General features: G+C 62.5%; 14 protein-coding genes. 9 read left to right on the top strand and 5 right to left on the bottom strand.

From position 1 onward, the window contains the following. Positions 1-68 precede the first annotated feature (68 nt). Positions 69-3,515, top strand: coding sequence for a DEAD/DEAH box helicase (locus QMG79_RS00920; protein ID WP_283536693.1), 3,447 nt, complete (start codon positions 69-71; stop codon positions 3,513-3,515). Here QMG79_RS00920 and nagB read toward each other — a convergent pair whose 3' ends face one another. The 3 genes from nagB to QMG79_RS00905 are packed head-to-tail and all read right to left on the bottom strand — an operon-like array spanning position 3,516 to position 6,865. Beyond that, on the bottom strand, positions 3,516-4,307 hold the full coding sequence (gene nagB, locus QMG79_RS00915) for a glucosamine-6-phosphate deaminase (protein WP_283536692.1): 792 nt from the start codon (positions 4,305-4,307) through the stop codon (positions 3,516-3,518). Next, on the bottom strand, positions 4,288-5,577 hold the full coding sequence (locus QMG79_RS00910; RefSeq protein ID WP_283536691.1) for an N-acetylglucosamine-6-phosphate deacetylase: 1,290 nt from the start codon (positions 5,575-5,577) through the stop codon (positions 4,288-4,290). Before QMG79_RS00910 ends, nagB begins: the two co-directional genes overlap by 20 nt. Next, a complete protein-coding gene (locus QMG79_RS00905; protein WP_283536690.1) occupies positions 5,567-6,865 on the bottom strand; it encodes a PTS transporter subunit EIIC in 1,299 nt (432 codons plus the stop codon). The genes QMG79_RS00910 and QMG79_RS00905 overlap by 11 nt, the downstream gene beginning before the upstream one ends. A gap of 173 nt (positions 6,866-7,038) precedes the next feature. On the opposite strand from QMG79_RS00905, the gene QMG79_RS00900 reads away from it, so the two are divergent. The 8 genes from QMG79_RS00900 (at position 7,039) to QMG79_RS00865 (ending at position 13,044) form a co-directional block, all read left to right on the top strand. Continuing rightward, positions 7,039-7,269 carry a PTS sugar transporter subunit IIB gene (locus QMG79_RS00900; RefSeq protein WP_283536689.1) on the top strand — a complete coding sequence of 77 codons (231 nt, stop codon included), beginning with the start codon at positions 7,039-7,041 and terminating at the stop codon, positions 7,267-7,269. Beyond that, positions 7,266-7,751, top strand: a complete 486-nt coding sequence (locus QMG79_RS00895) for a PTS sugar transporter subunit IIA (RefSeq protein ID WP_283536688.1) — start codon at positions 7,266-7,268, stop codon at positions 7,749-7,751. The genes QMG79_RS00900 and QMG79_RS00895 overlap by 4 nt, the downstream gene beginning before the upstream one ends. A gap of 5 nt (positions 7,752-7,756) precedes the next feature. Next, entirely contained in the window at positions 7,757-8,482 is a 726-nt protein-coding gene (locus QMG79_RS00890) for a GntR family transcriptional regulator (RefSeq protein WP_283536687.1), read from the top strand. Positions 8,483-8,494: 12 nt separating this feature from the next. Further along, complete coding sequence (locus QMG79_RS00885; protein ID WP_283536686.1) at positions 8,495-10,426, top strand: alpha-amylase family glycosyl hydrolase; 1,932 nt, start codon at positions 8,495-8,497, stop codon at positions 10,424-10,426. Beyond that, positions 10,416-11,375, top strand: coding sequence for an alpha/beta fold hydrolase (locus QMG79_RS00880; RefSeq protein ID WP_283536685.1), 960 nt, complete (start codon positions 10,416-10,418; stop codon positions 11,373-11,375). Before QMG79_RS00885 ends, QMG79_RS00880 begins: the two co-directional genes overlap by 11 nt. 19 nt (positions 11,376-11,394) lie before the next feature. Beyond that, positions 11,395-11,592: a DUF1990 family protein gene (locus QMG79_RS00875; RefSeq protein ID WP_283536684.1), complete on the top strand. Its 198-nt coding sequence runs from the start codon at positions 11,395-11,397 to the stop codon at positions 11,590-11,592. An 89-nt stretch (positions 11,593-11,681) separates the two neighbouring features. Further along, positions 11,682-12,539, top strand: a complete 858-nt coding sequence (locus QMG79_RS00870; RefSeq protein WP_283536683.1) for a prephenate dehydratase — start codon at positions 11,682-11,684, stop codon at positions 12,537-12,539. A 94-nt stretch (positions 12,540-12,633) separates the two neighbouring features. Continuing rightward, positions 12,634-13,044, top strand: coding sequence for a DUF302 domain-containing protein (locus QMG79_RS00865; RefSeq protein ID WP_283536682.1), 411 nt, complete (start codon positions 12,634-12,636; stop codon positions 13,042-13,044). A 41-nt stretch (positions 13,045-13,085) separates the two neighbouring features. On the opposite strand, the gene QMG79_RS00860 is transcribed toward QMG79_RS00865, so the two are convergent. Further along, entirely contained in the window at positions 13,086-14,981 is a 1,896-nt protein-coding gene (locus QMG79_RS00860) for an FAD-binding monooxygenase (RefSeq protein WP_283537320.1), read from the bottom strand. A 166-nt stretch (positions 14,982-15,147) separates the two neighbouring features. Continuing rightward, a complete protein-coding gene (locus QMG79_RS00855) occupies positions 15,148-16,005 on the bottom strand; it encodes a 3-hydroxyacyl-CoA dehydrogenase (protein WP_283536681.1) in 858 nt (285 codons plus the stop codon). Positions 16,006-16,023: the final 18 nt, after the last annotated feature.

Raw genomic sequence — 16,023 nt, 5'->3', positions numbered from 1 at the left:
AACTAGGATGGATCAGATAGTCCCCCACCGGCCGTAATATCCCCGGCCTGCCGAAAGTAGTGCGCTCCATGCCATCCCAACCGGACGAAAGTGCGGCCCTGGCGATCCAGACCCCAGCCATCAATGACCGTTCCCTGGCGGCAGGTTTGGCCTACGCCATGGGCAGCCGGGTCAGTGGCATGACCTTCGATCCAAACACCGGACTGATGCTGGGCAAGGTCCGGGGCGGGTCGGATGCCCCCTATTCCACCACGGCAAAACTGGTGCGACGCGGTGCCGGGTGGAGCTGTACCGTCGGCATCTGCAGTTGCCCTGTCCGCAAGGACTGCAAACACGTGGCGGCCCTGCTGTTCGCCGCCGAGGACGCCCCTGCCATCCGGGCACAACTGCTGTCCGCACCCGGCTCCGTTACCTCTGTGCGCCGGCCCTCCGGCCTGGAGCTGACCGACTGGGAACAGGCCCTGAATCCGCTGATCTCCAAGTCCGGGGCACGGCAGTCGGCGGAGGGGACTCCCCTGGCTCTGCAGTTTGAGCTTGAGGAACCGGCACCCCAGTTCTCCTACAATGCCCACCGTGGCCAGGCACCAGCTGTCCGCCTCCTCAAGGCCCGGCCCGTGATTCTTGGCGCAAAGGGCAAGTGGATTCGTGGCGATGTTTCCTGGAACACCCTTGGCTATGTGAACTTCCGCCGGGACTGCAACGAGGCCCACGTGGACTGGCTGCAGTCATTCCTGGCGGCACAGTCAGCCTCTGCCAGCCGCACCCATAATCCGTCGGCGCTGTGGCTGCCGCTTAACGGGTTTGCCTCACGCACCCTGTGGTCCATGCTGGCCGAAGCCCAGGGCATTGGGCTCGCCCTGGTTCACAGCAAGAGCAGCGAACCCATCCGGCTGGCAACCGCACCGGCTGCAGTCGGCCTCGACCTCAGCCGATTCAGCCCGGCAGCAGGCCCCTCGGACGCCGCAGCCCTGCCCGCGGCCGGACTGCAGCTCGCGTCAAACATGACAGTGGACGGCGAAGATGTTGATGTCGCCACGGTAGGTACCATTGGACGCCCTGCGCACGGCGTTTTCTTCACCTCCGCTGGAGACTCGTTGCCCGGCATCGCGGAGGACCAGATCATCACGCTGGCACCGTTGGAAGAGGGCCTCAGCCCAGAGCTACTGACCTTTGTCACAGCCGGAAACACTCTTCACATTCCAGCCAGGGATGAGGAAAGGTTCCTCACCGGGTTCTATCCCAAGCTGAAACAGACAGCCCGGGTCACTGCCAGGGACGACTCAGTGGAGTTGCCTGCCCTAGCCGCACCAACGCTGTCGCTGCTCGCAAATTACGGCGCGGACCACCGCGTGCGGTTGCACTGGGAATGGCACTATGCCTCGGGCAAAGCAGGCAAGTCCGTCACCGCCCAGCCGCTCTGGCCGCAGCCCGGCGACGGCGGGTACCGCGACGATGCTGCCGAAGCCCGCATCCTGGAGGGGCTGGGGAAGCCATGGGATCTGGTGCCTGCACTTGCCGAATCGGCCAGCAGCGGTTGGGGCACGCCGCGCCTCTGTGCCACAGTCGAGCTGAAGGGACTGGACACGCTGGCGTTCACCGAAGAGGTCCTACCGCAACTGCGGGACGCGCCCGACGTCGACGTTGATACCACCGGCGACATTGCGGACTACCGCGAGGCAGAGGAAGCCCCGGTAGTCTCGATCTCCACCAAGGCCACCGAGCAGCGTGACTGGTTTGATCTGGGCATCCAGATTTCCCTGGAGGGCCAGCCGGTGTCTTTCGCCGCGGTTTTCTCGGCACTGGCTTCGGGTCAGAGCCGGATGCTGCTGCCCAGCGGCGCCTACTTCTCGCTGGACCTACCCGAACTGCACCAGCTGCGCGCGCTGATTGATGAAGCACGTGAGCTGCAGGACAACAAGGACGCACCACTGCAGATCAGCCGTTTCCAGGCTGGCCTGTGGGACGAGCTGGCCCAGCTGGGCGTCGTGGATGAGCAGGCTGCGTCCTGGCGTGCCGCCGTCGGAGGTCTCCTGGAGGGTGGGGTAGACGGGCTGCCGCTGCCCGCTACGCTCAACGCCGATCTGCGCCCCTACCAGCTGGAGGGCTTCAACTGGCTCAGCTTCCTCTACCGGCACGGGCTCGGCGGGGTACTGGCTGACGACATGGGCCTGGGTAAAACCGTCCAGGCCCTCGCGCTGATGTGCGCGGCGAAAGAAGCAGCGGAGAACGCCGGAACAGGCCAGGAACACGCGGGAGACGCCGCACCAGTGCCGCGCGCGCCCTTCCTGGTGGTAGCGCCCACCAGTGTTGTGGGCAACTGGGCTGCCGAGGCCGCACGGTTCGCACCCGGCCTCAAGGTTGCGGCAATCGGCGAAACGTTTGCCAAGAGTGGTGCCACCCCGGACTCGGTGATGGGTAAGGCGGATGTCATCATCACCTCCTACGCCCTGTTCCGGATCGACTATGATTCCTATGCCTCCCTGGAATGGGCTGGGCTGGTCCTCGACGAGGCCCAGTTTGTGAAAAACCACCAGTCCAAGGCGTACCAGTGCGCCAGGAAACTGCCTGCCGCTTTCAAGTTGGCCGTCACCGGCACTCCGCTGGAGAACAACCTGATGGAATTCTGGGCCCTGACCTCGATCGTCGCCCCGGGTCTTTTTGCCAGCCCCAAGCGCTTCGCCGAGTATTACCAGAAGCCCGTGGAAAAGAACGGCGACAAGGAGCAGTTGGCCAAGCTCCGGCGTCGCGTCCGTCCGCTCATGATGCGCCGGACCAAGGACCAGGTGATCGACGACCTGCCGCCCAAGCAGGAGCAGATCCTGGAGGTGGTACTCAACCCCAGGCACCAGAAGGTTTACCAGACGCACCTGCAGCGCGAGCGGCAGAAGGTGCTGGGCCTCATTGAGGACGTCAACAAGAACCGGTTCACCATTTTCCAGTCCTTGACCCTGCTGCGGCAGCTAAGCCTGGATGCCTCACTGGTGGACGAGTCTCTCTCTGCCGTGCGCTCAAGCAAGCTTGATGTCCTGTTCGAGCATGTCCATGACCTGGTGGCAGAGGGCCACCGGGCCCTGATTTTCAGCCAGTTCACGGGTTTCCTGGGCAAGGTCCGCGAGCGCCTGGTCGACGAGGACATCCCGTTCTGCTACCTCGATGGTGGCACCCGCAACCGGACCGACGTCGTCAACGAGTTCAAGACCGGCGATGCCCCCGTGTTCCTGATCAGCCTCAAAGCCGGTGGGTTCGGCCTGAACCTGACAGAAGCCGATTACGTGTTCCTGCTCGATCCGTGGTGGAACCCGGCCTCCGAAGCGCAAGCCGTTGACCGGACACACCGTATTGGCCAGGCCCGCAATGTCATGGTCTACCGGTTGGTAGCGAAGGACACGATCGAGGAGAAGGTGATGGCCCTCAAGGCCCGCAAATCACAGCTCTTCGCGGATGTCATGGAGGGTGACTCGCTCTCCGGCGGGGCCATCACCGCTGATGATCTGGCGGAACTCTTCAGGGAGTAGTCAGGAGCCGCGCCGCTGCCCCTGGCCCAGTTGGTCGTTGAACTTCTGGGCCTCCCGGTAGTAGTCCAGCATGGAGAGATTCCCGGCCGCCGCCGGATCCAGGATCACGACGGCGGTGCGGTGCAGCTGGAGGACTGACGCCGGGCAGAACGCGCTCACGGGGCCCTCCACCATCGCCTGGACTGCTGAGGCCTTGTTCGCGCCCATGGCGACCAGGACAGCGACTTTTGCGTCCCCGATGGTTCCCAAACCCTGGGTCAGGCAGAGGCGCGGAACATTTCCCTCCTCAAAGTAGCGCGCGTTGTCCGCCCGTGTGGCTCCCGCCAGGGTCTTGACCCGGGTGCGGGATGTCAAGGACGACGTGGGTTCGTTAAAACCGATATGGCCGTTGGCTCCAATACCCAGGATCTGGACGTCCACGCCTCCTGCCTGGGCAATGGCCGCGTCGTAGCGTGCCGCCTCCGCCATAAGGTCTGCAGCATCACCCTGCGGGGTAAGGAGTTGCTCCAGGGGCAGATCCACGTGGTCCACCAGTTCACGCCTGATGGTGGAATAGTAGGACTGCTCGTGGTCCTTGGCCAGGCCGGCATACTCGTCCAGGGTGAAGGCCGTGACCTGGCTGAAGCTCAGGTCCTCCTCACGGTGGCGGCGAATCAGCTCCTGGTAGGTGGAACTGGGCGAACCCCCGGTGGCGAGGCCAAGCACGGCAGGACCCCGGCGGAGCCTCGCCTCGATAATGTCGGCAGCGCGGTGTCCCACCTGGTCTGCCGAATCACACAGCACTATCTGCATGGTTGGTCCTTTCGTCGCGAAGGGGTTCGCCGGCCCTGTAGGCCTGCACAAGGTCAAGGTTTTCGGAGAGAATCAGCAGATCAGCGCTATAGCCAGCCGCCAGCACGCCTACCGGACGACGCCCCACGCCGTTGTCTACCTGGCGGGTGCCGTTTCGGTCCAGGCCCATGAGCCGCGCGGGTGCCCCTGATGCTGCGGTGACGACGTCGTTCAGGGGAATGCCCCAGGCAACGCAGTTCCGGACGTTTTCGAGCAGGTGGCTGGTGGCCCCGGCAATGGCTCCGGGCACCAGGGGATCCGACGTGGCAAGGCGCGCAACACCGTCGCGCACCACAACATCCAAACTGCCCAGCGTGTAGGGCCCATCAGCCATTCCGGCTGCGGCCATCGCATCAGTGACGAGCGCTACCGATTGCGCACCTGCCAGCGAAAACACCATGCGGACAATCTCCGGATCCAGGTGGATGCCGTCCGCCACAAGTTCCAGGACCATCCGTTCCGGGGAGGCCTTCGCCCTCTGCAGCATCACGGGTACCGGTCCCGCGTCACGGTGCCCAATCGCTGGCATCCTGTTAAACAGGTGCGTCGCAGACCAGGCGCCGTCCCCTGCCAGGGCGTCCCTGGTGACCTCAGCCGTCGCGGCCGTATGGCCCAACGAAGGCAGGACAGCGTACTCGCGGCAGAGGCCCACCAGCTCAGCAAAATGGGGGGTCTCCGGTGCCAGGGTGATGGACCGGATGGCGCCCTGTGCTGCGTCGAACCACTGCCTGAGCAGGCCCGGGTCGCCGTCGACAATGGCTGCAGGGTCCTGCGCGCCACACATACTGTGCGTGATGAACGGGCCCTCCAGGTGCAGGCCAGCCAAAGTGCCGTCCTGGACCAGACCCCGCAGCGCCACGATCTGCTCCAGCAGAAGTGCCGACGGAGCGGATACCAGGGACGCCAGGATTGAGGTACTGCCCTGCTCCGCATGGTGGGCTGCCGCAGCGCGGGCGCCTTCCTGATCCGTTCCGAAGCTGTGGCCCAGCCCGCCGTGGCAGTGGACATCCACCAGCCCCGGCAGGATCAGGTCCACGGCCTCAATGCCTGCTTCTATCCTGGCCGCAGATTCTGCGGGAAGGTCGGCGGAGGGGCCGCACCACACTATGGCGCCCCCGGCCATGAGGAGGGTGCCGTCGTCGTACGTTCCCGGTTCAGCTGCACCCGTGACAAGACGCCCACGGAAACCACGAAGCGGACCATCAGTCCTTGGCACGGCTTCAGGGCGCATCAGTTTTTGCTGCCGCCGGTGCTTCATCGGCTTCCTCTTCACGGCCCAGGGTGCGCAGGTTCCAGCGTCGGATCACAAAGCGGAACACGACGTAGTAGATGGCTGCGTACACCAGGCCTATGGGGATCAGCCAGAGCGGGTTGGTGGCGATGCCAAAGTTCAGGACGTAGTCGATTGCGCCTGCAGAGAAGCCGAAGCCGTGATGGATGCCGAGGAAGTTGGTCAGCATCATCGATGTGCCCATCATGACCGAGTGGAACAGGTACAGCGGCCAGGCCACAAACATGAAGGAGAACTCAAGGGGCTCGGTGATGCCGGTCAGGAATGCGGTCAGGCCTGTGGAGAGCATGATGCCACCCACAATTTTCCGCTGTGAAGGACGGGCTTCCTGCCAGATGGCAAGGGCTGCGGCTGGGAGGGCGAACATCATGATGGGGAAGAATCCGGTCATGAAGACACCGGCGCTGGGATCGCCGGCGAAAAACCTGTTGAGGTCACCCTGGGCCCCGTTGTAGTCGCCAATGATGAACCAGACAATGGAGTTCAGGATGTGGTGCAGGCCCAGTGGAATCAGCAGACGGTTCAGCGTGCCGTAGACACCGCTACCCACCACCGTGTTGTCCGCAACGGCGTTGCCCACCGAGGTCAGGCCCCGGTCAAAGAGTGGATAGGCCAGCGCCATCAGCACGCCGATGACAATCGCTGCCAGCGACGTCAGGATGGGAACAAGGCGCCGGCCCGCGAAGAACCCCAGGAAGTCAGGCAGCTTGGTGCGGTGGAATTTTTGCCAGAGCAGGGCCGTGGTCAAGCCCATCACAATGCCTGCCAGGACACCGTAGTTGATCACTGGATCATCGGCACCCTCAGCCGGCGCACCCATCACCAGCGGCGCCATCACCTTGAAAACGTTCGTCAGCACCAGGAAGCCGACGACGGCGGCCAATGCGGTTGAGCCGTCGCCCTTCTTAGCGAATCCGAAGGAAATGCCGACAGCAAACAAGAGCGGCAGGTTGTCAAAGAGGGCCCCACCAGCAGCACCGATGACCTGGGCCACGGTACTCAGTCCCTCGAACCTGCCCAGGAGGTCATCCTGGCCGAGGCGCAGCAGGAGTGCTGCCGCGGGAAGGGCGGCAATGGGAAGCATGAGGCTGCGGCCAAAACGCTGCATGTTCTGCAACGCCCTGCTGTCACCTTTCTTCTTGGCGGGAGCGGGGCTTGAATCGCTCCCACCAGCAGGCTTTCCACCGAGCCCGGCGTCAGCCGATGCTAAGGGGTTTTCTGTGGACATGGTTCCTCGTTTCGGGCAGGGTGCTTGTGCGGAGATTCCGGAGTGGGTAGAGTTTTGGTCACTGGTTATAACCAGTGACAGTCATCACTGTGAAGCGTAGTGGGGTATCTTGTCAACCTCACAGCCCAGCAGTGCGGGCCGAAATCCTTCACCACCAATTCCCAGGAGTGGACATGTCCAAAGCTGAAATCATCCTCGCCGCACTCGGCGGAGCCAAGAACATTGAAGAAATTGAAGGCTGCATCACACGGCTGCGCACGGAGGTACTCGACTCCTCGATCGTTGACCAGGCAGCCCTCAAGGCCGCTGGCGCGCACGGCGTGATGGTGGCGGGAACCGTGGTCCAGGTTGTTGTGGGCCCCGAGGCCGAGAGCCTCGCCGAGGACATCCAGGACCTGATGTGAGCACGGCGTCCGCAATGTCGACCCTCGCCGTCACCGCCCCGCTGCCCGGCCGGGTCGTGGCGCTCAGCGACGTTCCGGATCCAGTCTTCGCCAAGGGACTTGTCGGCGGAGGCGTGGCAATTCTGCCCGATGAGAACGCTGAGACCCTTACCGCCGTCGCGCCGTTGGACGGCAAGGTCATCAAGGTCCTGCCCCACGCATTCATCATCCAGCACACAGCTGGCCCCGCAATCCTGGTCCACATTGGTATCGATACTGTGAAGCTCAAGGGGGCAGGTTTCACCGTCCTTGCGTCGAAGGGCGACATGGTCAAGGCCGGAGATCCAATGGTCACAGTCGATGCCACCCATGCCAGGGCCGCGGGTTTGAGCCTCTGCAGCCCCGTGGTGGTGCTGGACAGCAAGCCTGACCTTGTGGCAGCCCCCACATCAGTTGATTCCGTAGAGACTGGCGGTCAGCTGTTTGTATTGCCGGGACAATAGGAGTCATGGAAAGCGCAGGGGAACTTAAGCACGTCCGGGTCCGCCGCCTGATCCAGGACCTGGTGGCTGCAGATCTGCAGCCCGGAGATGCCTTGATGGGGGAAAGGCAGCTCGAAGACAAGTTCGGTGTCTCGCGGATCACGATCCGTCGGGCCATCTCCGATCTTGTCCAGGATGGCGCCCTGGTCCGCATCAAAGGCAAGGGGACGTTTGTCTCCCATGGCCTGGTTCAGTCAACCCTGCACCTGGCTTCCTTTAACGAGGACATGCGCGCAGCGGGGTTCACCCCAAGCACCCGAGTCATCACCGCAACCACTGCAGCAGCTCCCCCCACGGTCCGGCAGCACCTCGGACTTCCCGCCGGAGCCACCGCCTACAAGGTCCAACGGGTGCGGATGGCAAATGGGGCACCCGTCAGCGTGGATGAATCGTGGCTGCCGCCCCGGCTGCTGCCTGATTTGCTGGCAGCGGACCTCACCGGGTCCCTCTACCGCTGCCTGGCCGCCACCGGCAACGCAGTGCAGCATGCTGAGCAGACCGTGGAAGCAGCTGCCGCGTCAGCGGAAACGGCGGGGTTCCTCGATATTGAGGTCGGAGCCCCTGTCCTCTTGTTCAAGCGACGCTCATTCGCGGGTGCCGCCGGGCAGGACGTCCCCATTGAATACACGGTCTCCACGTACCGCTCGGACAGGTATCAGGTGTCTATGCGCCTCGGTGCAGGTACGGCGTGAGAATCTGGCACCATGGATTTTTCCGGAGGCACCACCGCCCTCAGCCACATTCGCTCAGCGCTTGCCCACACTCCCGACATCAGCGGTTCCGCATCTGACGACGCAGATTTTCAGGCTCACCTGGATATGCACTTTGCTGAGCTCTGCGAACTCTTCCACTCGCTGTACGGTGGGCGCGCTGACTGGCTGGATCAGCTCACGGCACTTATCCAACAGTGCGCCCAGTCCTGGCGGGAGCGTCCTGCTGGGCTGAAAGCCATGGATGCAGAGCGTGCCGGCAACACTGGCTGGTTCCAGTCCAACACCATGCTGGGCGGGGTCTGTTACGTGGATCGTTATGCGGAGGACCTGGCCGGAGTGCGCGCCCGCATCCCGTATTTCAAGGAACTGGGGCTGACATACCTGCATCTGATGCCCCTGTTCCTGGCGCCGGAGCCGTTTTCCGACGGGGGCTACGCTGTCTCCAGTTATCGCCAGGTCAACCCCATGCTGGGCACCATGGAAGACCTTACGGTGTTGGCCGCAGATCTGCGGGCCAACGGCATCAGCCTGGTGGTGGACTTCATCTTCAACCACACCTCCAACGAGCACGAGTGGGCAACCAAAGCTGCCGCCGGGGACCCTGAATTCAGCGACTACTACTGGATGCATCCGGACCGCACCATGCCTGACGCCTTCGAAAAGGACGTCCGCGAAATCTTCCCCGATGATCATCCGGGCTCCTTCGTTCAGCAGGCTGACGGCCGCTGGGTGTGGACCACATTCCACACCTACCAGTGGGACCTGAACTATTCAAACCCTGACGTTTTTCGCGCCATGGCCGGAGAGATGCTGTTCCTGGCCAACCAGGGTGTGGATATCCTCCGCATGGATGCCGTGGCGTTTATCTGGAAGCAGTTGGGGACACCAAGTGAGAACCTGCCCCAGGCGCATACCCTGCTCCGGGCCTTCAACAAGGTCTGCCGGTTGGCAGCGCCCTCCATGCTGTTCAAATCTGAGGCAATCGTGCACCCGGACGAGGTAGCCAAGTACATTGATCCAGCCGAATGCCAGATCTCCTACAATCCACTGCAGATGGCCCTCATCTGGGATTCCCTGGCTACGCGGAACGTGACGCTTTTGTCCGCGGCATTGGAGCAACGGCACACTATCCCCGACGGGACAGCCTGGGTCAATTACGTCCGCAGTCACGACGATATCGGCTGGACCTTTGCCGACGAAGATGCTGCCGAGCACGGTATCAACGGCTTTGAACACCGCCGTTTCCTGAATTCCTTTTACGTCAACAGGTTCCCGGGAAGCTTCGCCCGTGGGGTTCCGTTCCAGGACAACCCTAAAACCGGAGACTGCCGCATTTCCGGAACCACTGCGTCCCTGGCAGGCCTGGAGCAGGATCCGGTTCACGCAGTCAGCCGTATCCTGCTTGCACACTCCGTTATCTTCAGCACCGGCGGAATCCCACTGCTCTACCTTGGCGACGAGGTGGGCCAGTTAAACGACTACCAGTACGCCCTGGAGGACGGGCACGACGCCGACAGCCGCTGGGTGCATCGGCCGCATTACCCGGCGGCGCAGTACGCCCGACGCGAGGAACCCGGAACGCTTGAGTCAACGATCTATGCTGGCCTCCGGCGGATGATTGAGGTTCGCGCGCACACGGCGGAATTCGCTGGAACCAGATTGATTGATTTCCATACCGGGAATCCAGGGGTCCTCGCGTACCAGCGACCCGGCGACGGGACAGTGGTGCTGATGCTGGCGAACTTCACGGACTTCCCACAAGTGCTTCCTGCAGCAACCTTTTCCGGATTCATGCCAGCCGCCGTCGACCTTCTCAGCGATGAGCCCTGGCGACTCGATGGCGGCCTGGCCCTGGCGGCGCACCAGTATGTCTGGCTGCGCGTCCGTCCCCAAGACGGTGAGCAACCCCGCAATGACGAGTGACAACGTCGACCCCCAGTTCACCTCGGGCTGGACCGCAGTGCCAGACGCTCGCATTTACTGGGAATCCAGCGGCGCCATTGACGGTATTGCCGTCCTGTATCTCCATGGTGGACCTGGCAGTTCGCTGGGCAACGGCGGCTACCGGAAACACCATGAGCCTCAGCGCTTCCGCACCGTTGGCATGGATCAACGCGGTTGCGGGCGGAGCGTGCCACGGGTCCAGGACGACCTTGGCAATCTTTCCCGCAACAATACCCAAACGCTGATCGAGGACATTGACGCCGTGCGGGCCGACCTGGGGATAGAGCGGTGGATTGTCACGGGCGTGTCGTGGGGCAGCACCCTGGCGCTGGCCTATGCATTGGCGCATCCAGACCGGGTCATCGGAATTGCCCTGGTGGCGGTTACCACCACATCTCGCCGTGAGGTCGACTGGATTACCGAGGGTGTGGGCAGCATTTTCCCGGAGGCGTGGCAGAACTTCGCTACGGCAGCACACGCCCGCGACGGCGAGCGAACAGTGGAAGCCTATGCGCGCCGACTGGCCGGACCCGACCGGGAGGACGCCCGCGCGGCAGCCATGGCATGGAACAAGTGGGAGTCCACGCACGTATCCCTGGATCCTTCCTGGACGCCGGGCCCGCTGTTCACCGATGAGCAGGAGAGCATGACTTTTGCACTTCTGGTTACGCACTATTGGTCTCGTGACGGATTCCTCTCGGGTGAAGGGCAGATCACTCCGCGGATCCATCAGCTGAATGGCATTCCGGCGCACCTGATCCATGGCAGGCGCGATGTCAGCGGACCCGCGGTCACGGCGTGGATGCTGCACCAGCGCTGGTCCGGAAGCACTCTCACAATTGTGGAGGCCGAAGGCCATGGCGGTCCGGAATCCATGGCTGAGCTGACTCGAGCGGTAGAGCAGATCGCCGCTGGGGCGAACGAATGACAATCCTGGACCAGGGGCCGTGGTTCCCCGCGGGCAGCCCGGACACCCGGTCAGCGGTGAAGAAGCGTTCATCGTGCACCGGGACGGCAACGACGTGCACCTCACCATACGGTCACTCACGCGGGCGGCGCCCCAGCAACCTTGGCGCGGGCTCTTTCCCCTGTTGCTGGTTGTGCAACGGATTGTGCGGGCACGGTATCTTCGCGCCCTACGCTGACCTTGCACTGCGAAAAATATTGGCACCACAGAAGAAGGAACGCGCTACACAGTTGGGTGCGTGGGCGCAGGCGTGAAACGATGACGCTCATGTCCCAGAAGATTGCGTACCAGGGTGAGCCCGGCGCCAATTCAGATATTGCCTGCCAGCAGATGTTCCCGCAGATGGAAAGTGTTCCATGTGCCAGCTTTGAGGACGCTTTTGACCTAGTCTCCAGCGGCACTGCAGAGCTGGCAATGATTCCCATCGAGAACTCCATCGCCGGCCGGGTAGCGGACATCCACCTTCTTCTGCCGCAGTCGGATCTGCAGATTGTTGGCGAATATTTCCTTCCCATCCACTTCGACCTGATGGGCATTCCCGGTGCCACCATTGAGGGCGCCACCGAGGTGCACAGCCATATCCACGCCCTGGGGCAGTGCCGCCGGCTCATCCGCGAAGCGAATCTCCGCCCTGTCATAGCTGGCGACACGGCCGGTTCCGCACGTGAGGTCCGCGACTGGAACGATCCCACCAAGCTTTCCCTCGCACCCCCGCTGGCCGCAAAACTCTACGGCCTCGACGTTCTGGCCACCGCTGTCGAGGACAACCCATCGAACACCACGCGCTTTGTCATCCTGGCTCGCGAGAAGGGACTCCCGTCGCGCGACCTGCTCCCGGGACAGACAGTCACAAGCTTCGTGTTCCGGGTTCGCAACGTCCCTTCAGCGCTGTACAAGGCGCTGGGTGGGTTTGCCACGAACAGCCTGAACATGACCCGGCTGGAGAGCTACATGGTGGGGGACGAATTCGCGGCCACCATGTTCATGGCCGACGTCGAAGGCCACCCTGACGATCCGGCGCTCGGCCGCGCGTTGGAAGAGTTGGCGTTCTTCACCACCGAAATCCGGATCCTTGGCGTTTATGCCGCCAACAATTTCCGGGCGGGTGGCCCTGCCGGCGCCTAGGTCAAGCCTCCACTCCCCATCGTTGGCCGGGGGCTGTAGCATTGCGATCCCTCATCATTCTCGCGAACGATCACATAGACGACGGAGCAGAACAATGACGTACGCCCACACCATCACTGTTGCACTTCCCTACGAAGAAGCAGTGGCCAAAGCCCGCGTTGCTCTCTCAGAACAGGGCTTTGGTGTGCTTTCCGAAATAGACATCCGCGCTACTTTTGATGCCAAGCTGGGATCCGATGCCTCGGCCGGCCTGGGCGATTACCTGATCCTCGGCGTGTGCAATCCGGCCTTGGCACAGAAGGCACTGGCCGCCGACCCGGACATGGGACTCTTGCTGCCCTGCAATGTTGTGGTCAGGCATGGTGACACTGCTGGCACCAGCATCATCCAGACCATCGACCCCCAGACCATGGTGCAGCTCAGCGATGCTCCGGCCGTAGCGGAAGTTGCTGACGACGCGGACCGCCGGCTTCTGGCAGCGCTTAGGGCGCTTGGAACGGACTAGAAGACCCGGGAAACAGCATCGGGATTGCTATCGGGGCCCGGCTACGCCTTCACGCCAGCCAATAGCAGCGGAGCAAAGAACTCCGCCAACTGGGCCGTTGCGGAAATAGGCAGGACGGCCGCCACGTACTGATCTGGGCGGACCACAACAACGGCGCCGCTCCGATCCACGCCGCGGAGCTCGAAGATGTCCTGCTGGGGATCCGTCGCGTACACCAGCTCATAGTCAATGAGCTCAAATGGCCCTACCCGGGGGAAAAATACGGACGGCACCTTGGCAATGTCCACGCCCGCATGCTCCTGCTGGTAGATCACTTTCAGGTCGAACCAGTCCTGTTTTTCGACACCGTCACGAAGGGCAGCAAAGGGCGAGTCGGGGGCGCTGGAAATCCAGTCGGCAAAGTCCGCAACAGCTGAATCAGGACCCGCCTGCGCGGCATCAGCGAAGACGTAGATCCGCCACCTCCCGTCAGCTGTGGCGTGATGGCCCAGATGTGTTGGATGTGCATCGCAGACGCGCATCACCGGCGCAGACTTAAAGCGCTTTCCCACCGTGTAGCCGTTCGCAAGCGCCTGGTGTGCTGGTCCGGCCACCAGCAGGGATGGCGCATACTCAGTCATGAACCCGGCCGGAAATTCGGCGGTTCGGACATAAAAATTCTCCAGTTCGGAGGGGTCTTCAAAGTCCTCTGGACGCTTGGCCATGAGAGTGGACCACTGCCTGTCGAAGTCAATCAGTTCCCTAGCTACCACCTGACGTTCGGCGGAGTAGGTATCCAGCAGGGCCTCCGGGCTCCGCCCCTCCACGACGTGCCCCAGTTTCCAGCCCAGGTTAAACCCGTCCTGCATGGAGACATTCATCCCCTGGCCAGCCTTGGCGCTGTGGGTATGGCAGGCATCGCCGGTGATGAAGACTCTTGGCGTGCGGGAACCGCGCTGGTCCGGCAGGACGTCGTCGAACCTGTCCGTCAGCCGGTGTCCCACTTCGTAGACGCTATGCCAGGCGACGTTGCGTACATCCAGGGTGTACGGATGCAGGATCGCGTTGGCCTTCTCGATGATCTGCTCAATGCTGGTGCTGCGCACGGCACCGGCGTCATCAGCAGGGACAACCCCTAGGTCGACGTACATCCGGAACAGGTGACCACCCTCACGGGGAATCAGCAGGATACTCCCACCAGAACCGGACTGAATGGCGCACTTCATGCGAATATCCGGAAAGTCGGTGACCGCCAGCACATCCATGACTCCCCAGGCGTGATTGGCCTTGTCTCCCGCCATGGTGCAGCCGATCGCGTCGCGGACCCGGCTGCGGGCGCCGTCGGAACCCACGACGTACTTGGCGCGAACAGTTCGCGACTGACCAGCCGTTGGCCCCACCGTCTCGGCAAGGGTCACCGTCACTGGGTATTCTCCCGTTTCAGCTACCTCCAGGCCCTGGAATTCAAGGCCATAGTCTGGTGCCATCCGGGTGGGTGCGTTGGCCATGAATTCGGAAAAATAGTCCAGCACGCGAGCCTGGTTGACAATCAGGTGCGGGAATTCACTGATCCCGACCGCGTCGTCGACAGCCCGCGCCGCCCGGACAATGCGTGCGGAATCCTGGGGATCTGGCTTCCAGAACGCCATTTCGCTGATCTGGTATGCCTCAGCAATGATCCGCTCCGCGAACCCGAAAGCCTGGAATGTCTCAACACTCCGCGCCTGGATTCCGTCAGCCTGGCCCACCGCAAGCCTGCCCGCCCGGCGTTCAATGATGCGCGTGGTGATGCCAGGAAACTGGGAGAGTTGGGCGGCAGTCACGATTCCGGCGGGACCGGTACCAATAATGAGGACATCCACCTCAGCTGGCAGGTCATCGGGGCGGTCAAGCCCGACGCCGGCTGCTGGCTGGACGCGCGGGTCCCCGGATACATACCCATGGTGGTGGAACTGCACTGTCATTCCTCACGTCGTTGTGTGGCGGTCAGCTATTCCATAATTGTTCGATAATTGAACACAGAGTTCACTAAATGGAAGAGGAGCGCTGAAAGCACTCTAAAGCAGTCCAGCAGGAGACCACAAGGGTGAACAGGATGCACCATGGAGCGGACCCCGGGCAGGCTCAGTACTTGTAGAAGCCTTCGCCCGTTGAGACGCCGAGCTTTCCCTTGTCGATGTAGTTGTCCTTGAGGTACGCCGCGAAGGCCTGGGACCCAGCGTCCGGTGATGCTGCGGAGATGTTGTAGGCGGTGGTCAGGCCCACAACATCAAAGATCTGGAAGGGCCCCGTGGGAGCGCCGGTGGCGATGCGCCAGGTCTTGTCGATCATGTCCGGACTGGAGATACCCTGCAGTACCAGTCCGGCAGCTGCATTGAGGAAAGGAACAAGCAGTGAGTTCAGGACATATCCGGCCTTTTCCTTTGCGATCTCTATGGGCTCCATGCCGCTATTCCGGGCAAACTCGACGACGGCGTCGAACACGGCCGGATCAGTGTCGGCTGTGCCCATGACTTCAGCGATGTTCTGGACCCAGATGTTGTTGGCGTAGTGGATGGCCAGGAAACGGTCTGGTCGGCCCGTGGACTCCTTGAGGTCACTGGGCAGCAGGGTCGAGGAGTTTGTGGCAAAGATGGTTGTGCTGGGAGCCAGCTCCGCGAGCCTGCGGTAGATATCCCGCTTGAGCTCCATCATTTCCGGAACAGCCTCAATGACAAGGTCAGCCTCCGCAACGGCGTCTCCGAGGTCAGCGCTGAGGCGGAGGTTGTCGAGAGCGGCTTCAGCTTTGCCATCCGCGGCACCAGCCACCTTCTGTGACACGTAAATGCCAGCGAGCTGCGAAAAACGGCCCTTCGCCTTTTCCAGGGCGGCATCATCAATGTCGTAGGCGGTGACGGCGAAGCCATGGAATGCAGCCTGGTATGCGATCTGCGATCCGAGGACTCCGGTACCAAGCACTGTCAGGTTCTTGATCTGGGGCATCTCTATGTTCCTTTCGAT

The sequence above is a fragment of the Pseudarthrobacter sp. PS3-L1 genome (genome assembly GCF_030063285.1).
In the GTDB taxonomy this organism is placed as follows: domain Bacteria; phylum Actinomycetota; class Actinomycetes; order Actinomycetales; family Micrococcaceae; genus Arthrobacter.
This window is presented reverse-complemented; position numbering and strand designations above follow the sequence as displayed.

Excerpts from the sequence above, each read along its gene's own strand:
- QMG79_RS00920 (WP_283536693.1), top strand. The coding sequence starts at position 69 with ATGCCATCCCAACCGGACGAAAGTGCGGCCCTGGCGATCCAGACCCCA.
- nagB (WP_283536692.1), bottom strand. The coding sequence starts at position 4,307 with ATGCAGATAGTGCTGTGTGATTCGGCAGACCAGGTGGGACACCGCGCT.
- QMG79_RS00910 (WP_283536691.1), bottom strand. The coding sequence starts at position 5,577 with ATGCGCCCTGAAGCCGTGCCAAGGACTGATGGTCCGCTTCGTGGTTTC.
- QMG79_RS00905 (WP_283536690.1), bottom strand. The coding sequence starts at position 6,865 with ATGTCCACAGAAAACCCCTTAGCATCGGCTGACGCCGGGCTCGGTGGA.
- QMG79_RS00900 (WP_283536689.1), top strand. The coding sequence starts at position 7,039 with ATGTCCAAAGCTGAAATCATCCTCGCCGCACTCGGCGGAGCCAAGAAC.
- QMG79_RS00890 (WP_283536687.1), top strand. The coding sequence starts at position 7,757 with ATGGAAAGCGCAGGGGAACTTAAGCACGTCCGGGTCCGCCGCCTGATC.
- QMG79_RS00885 (WP_283536686.1), top strand. The coding sequence starts at position 8,495 with ATGGATTTTTCCGGAGGCACCACCGCCCTCAGCCACATTCGCTCAGCG.
- QMG79_RS00880 (WP_283536685.1), top strand. The coding sequence starts at position 10,416 with ATGACGAGTGACAACGTCGACCCCCAGTTCACCTCGGGCTGGACCGCA.
- QMG79_RS00870 (WP_283536683.1), top strand. The coding sequence starts at position 11,682 with ATGTCCCAGAAGATTGCGTACCAGGGTGAGCCCGGCGCCAATTCAGAT.
- QMG79_RS00865 (WP_283536682.1), top strand. The coding sequence starts at position 12,634 with ATGACGTACGCCCACACCATCACTGTTGCACTTCCCTACGAAGAAGCA.
- QMG79_RS00855 (WP_283536681.1), bottom strand. The coding sequence starts at position 16,005 with ATGCCCCAGATCAAGAACCTGACAGTGCTTGGTACCGGAGTCCTCGGA.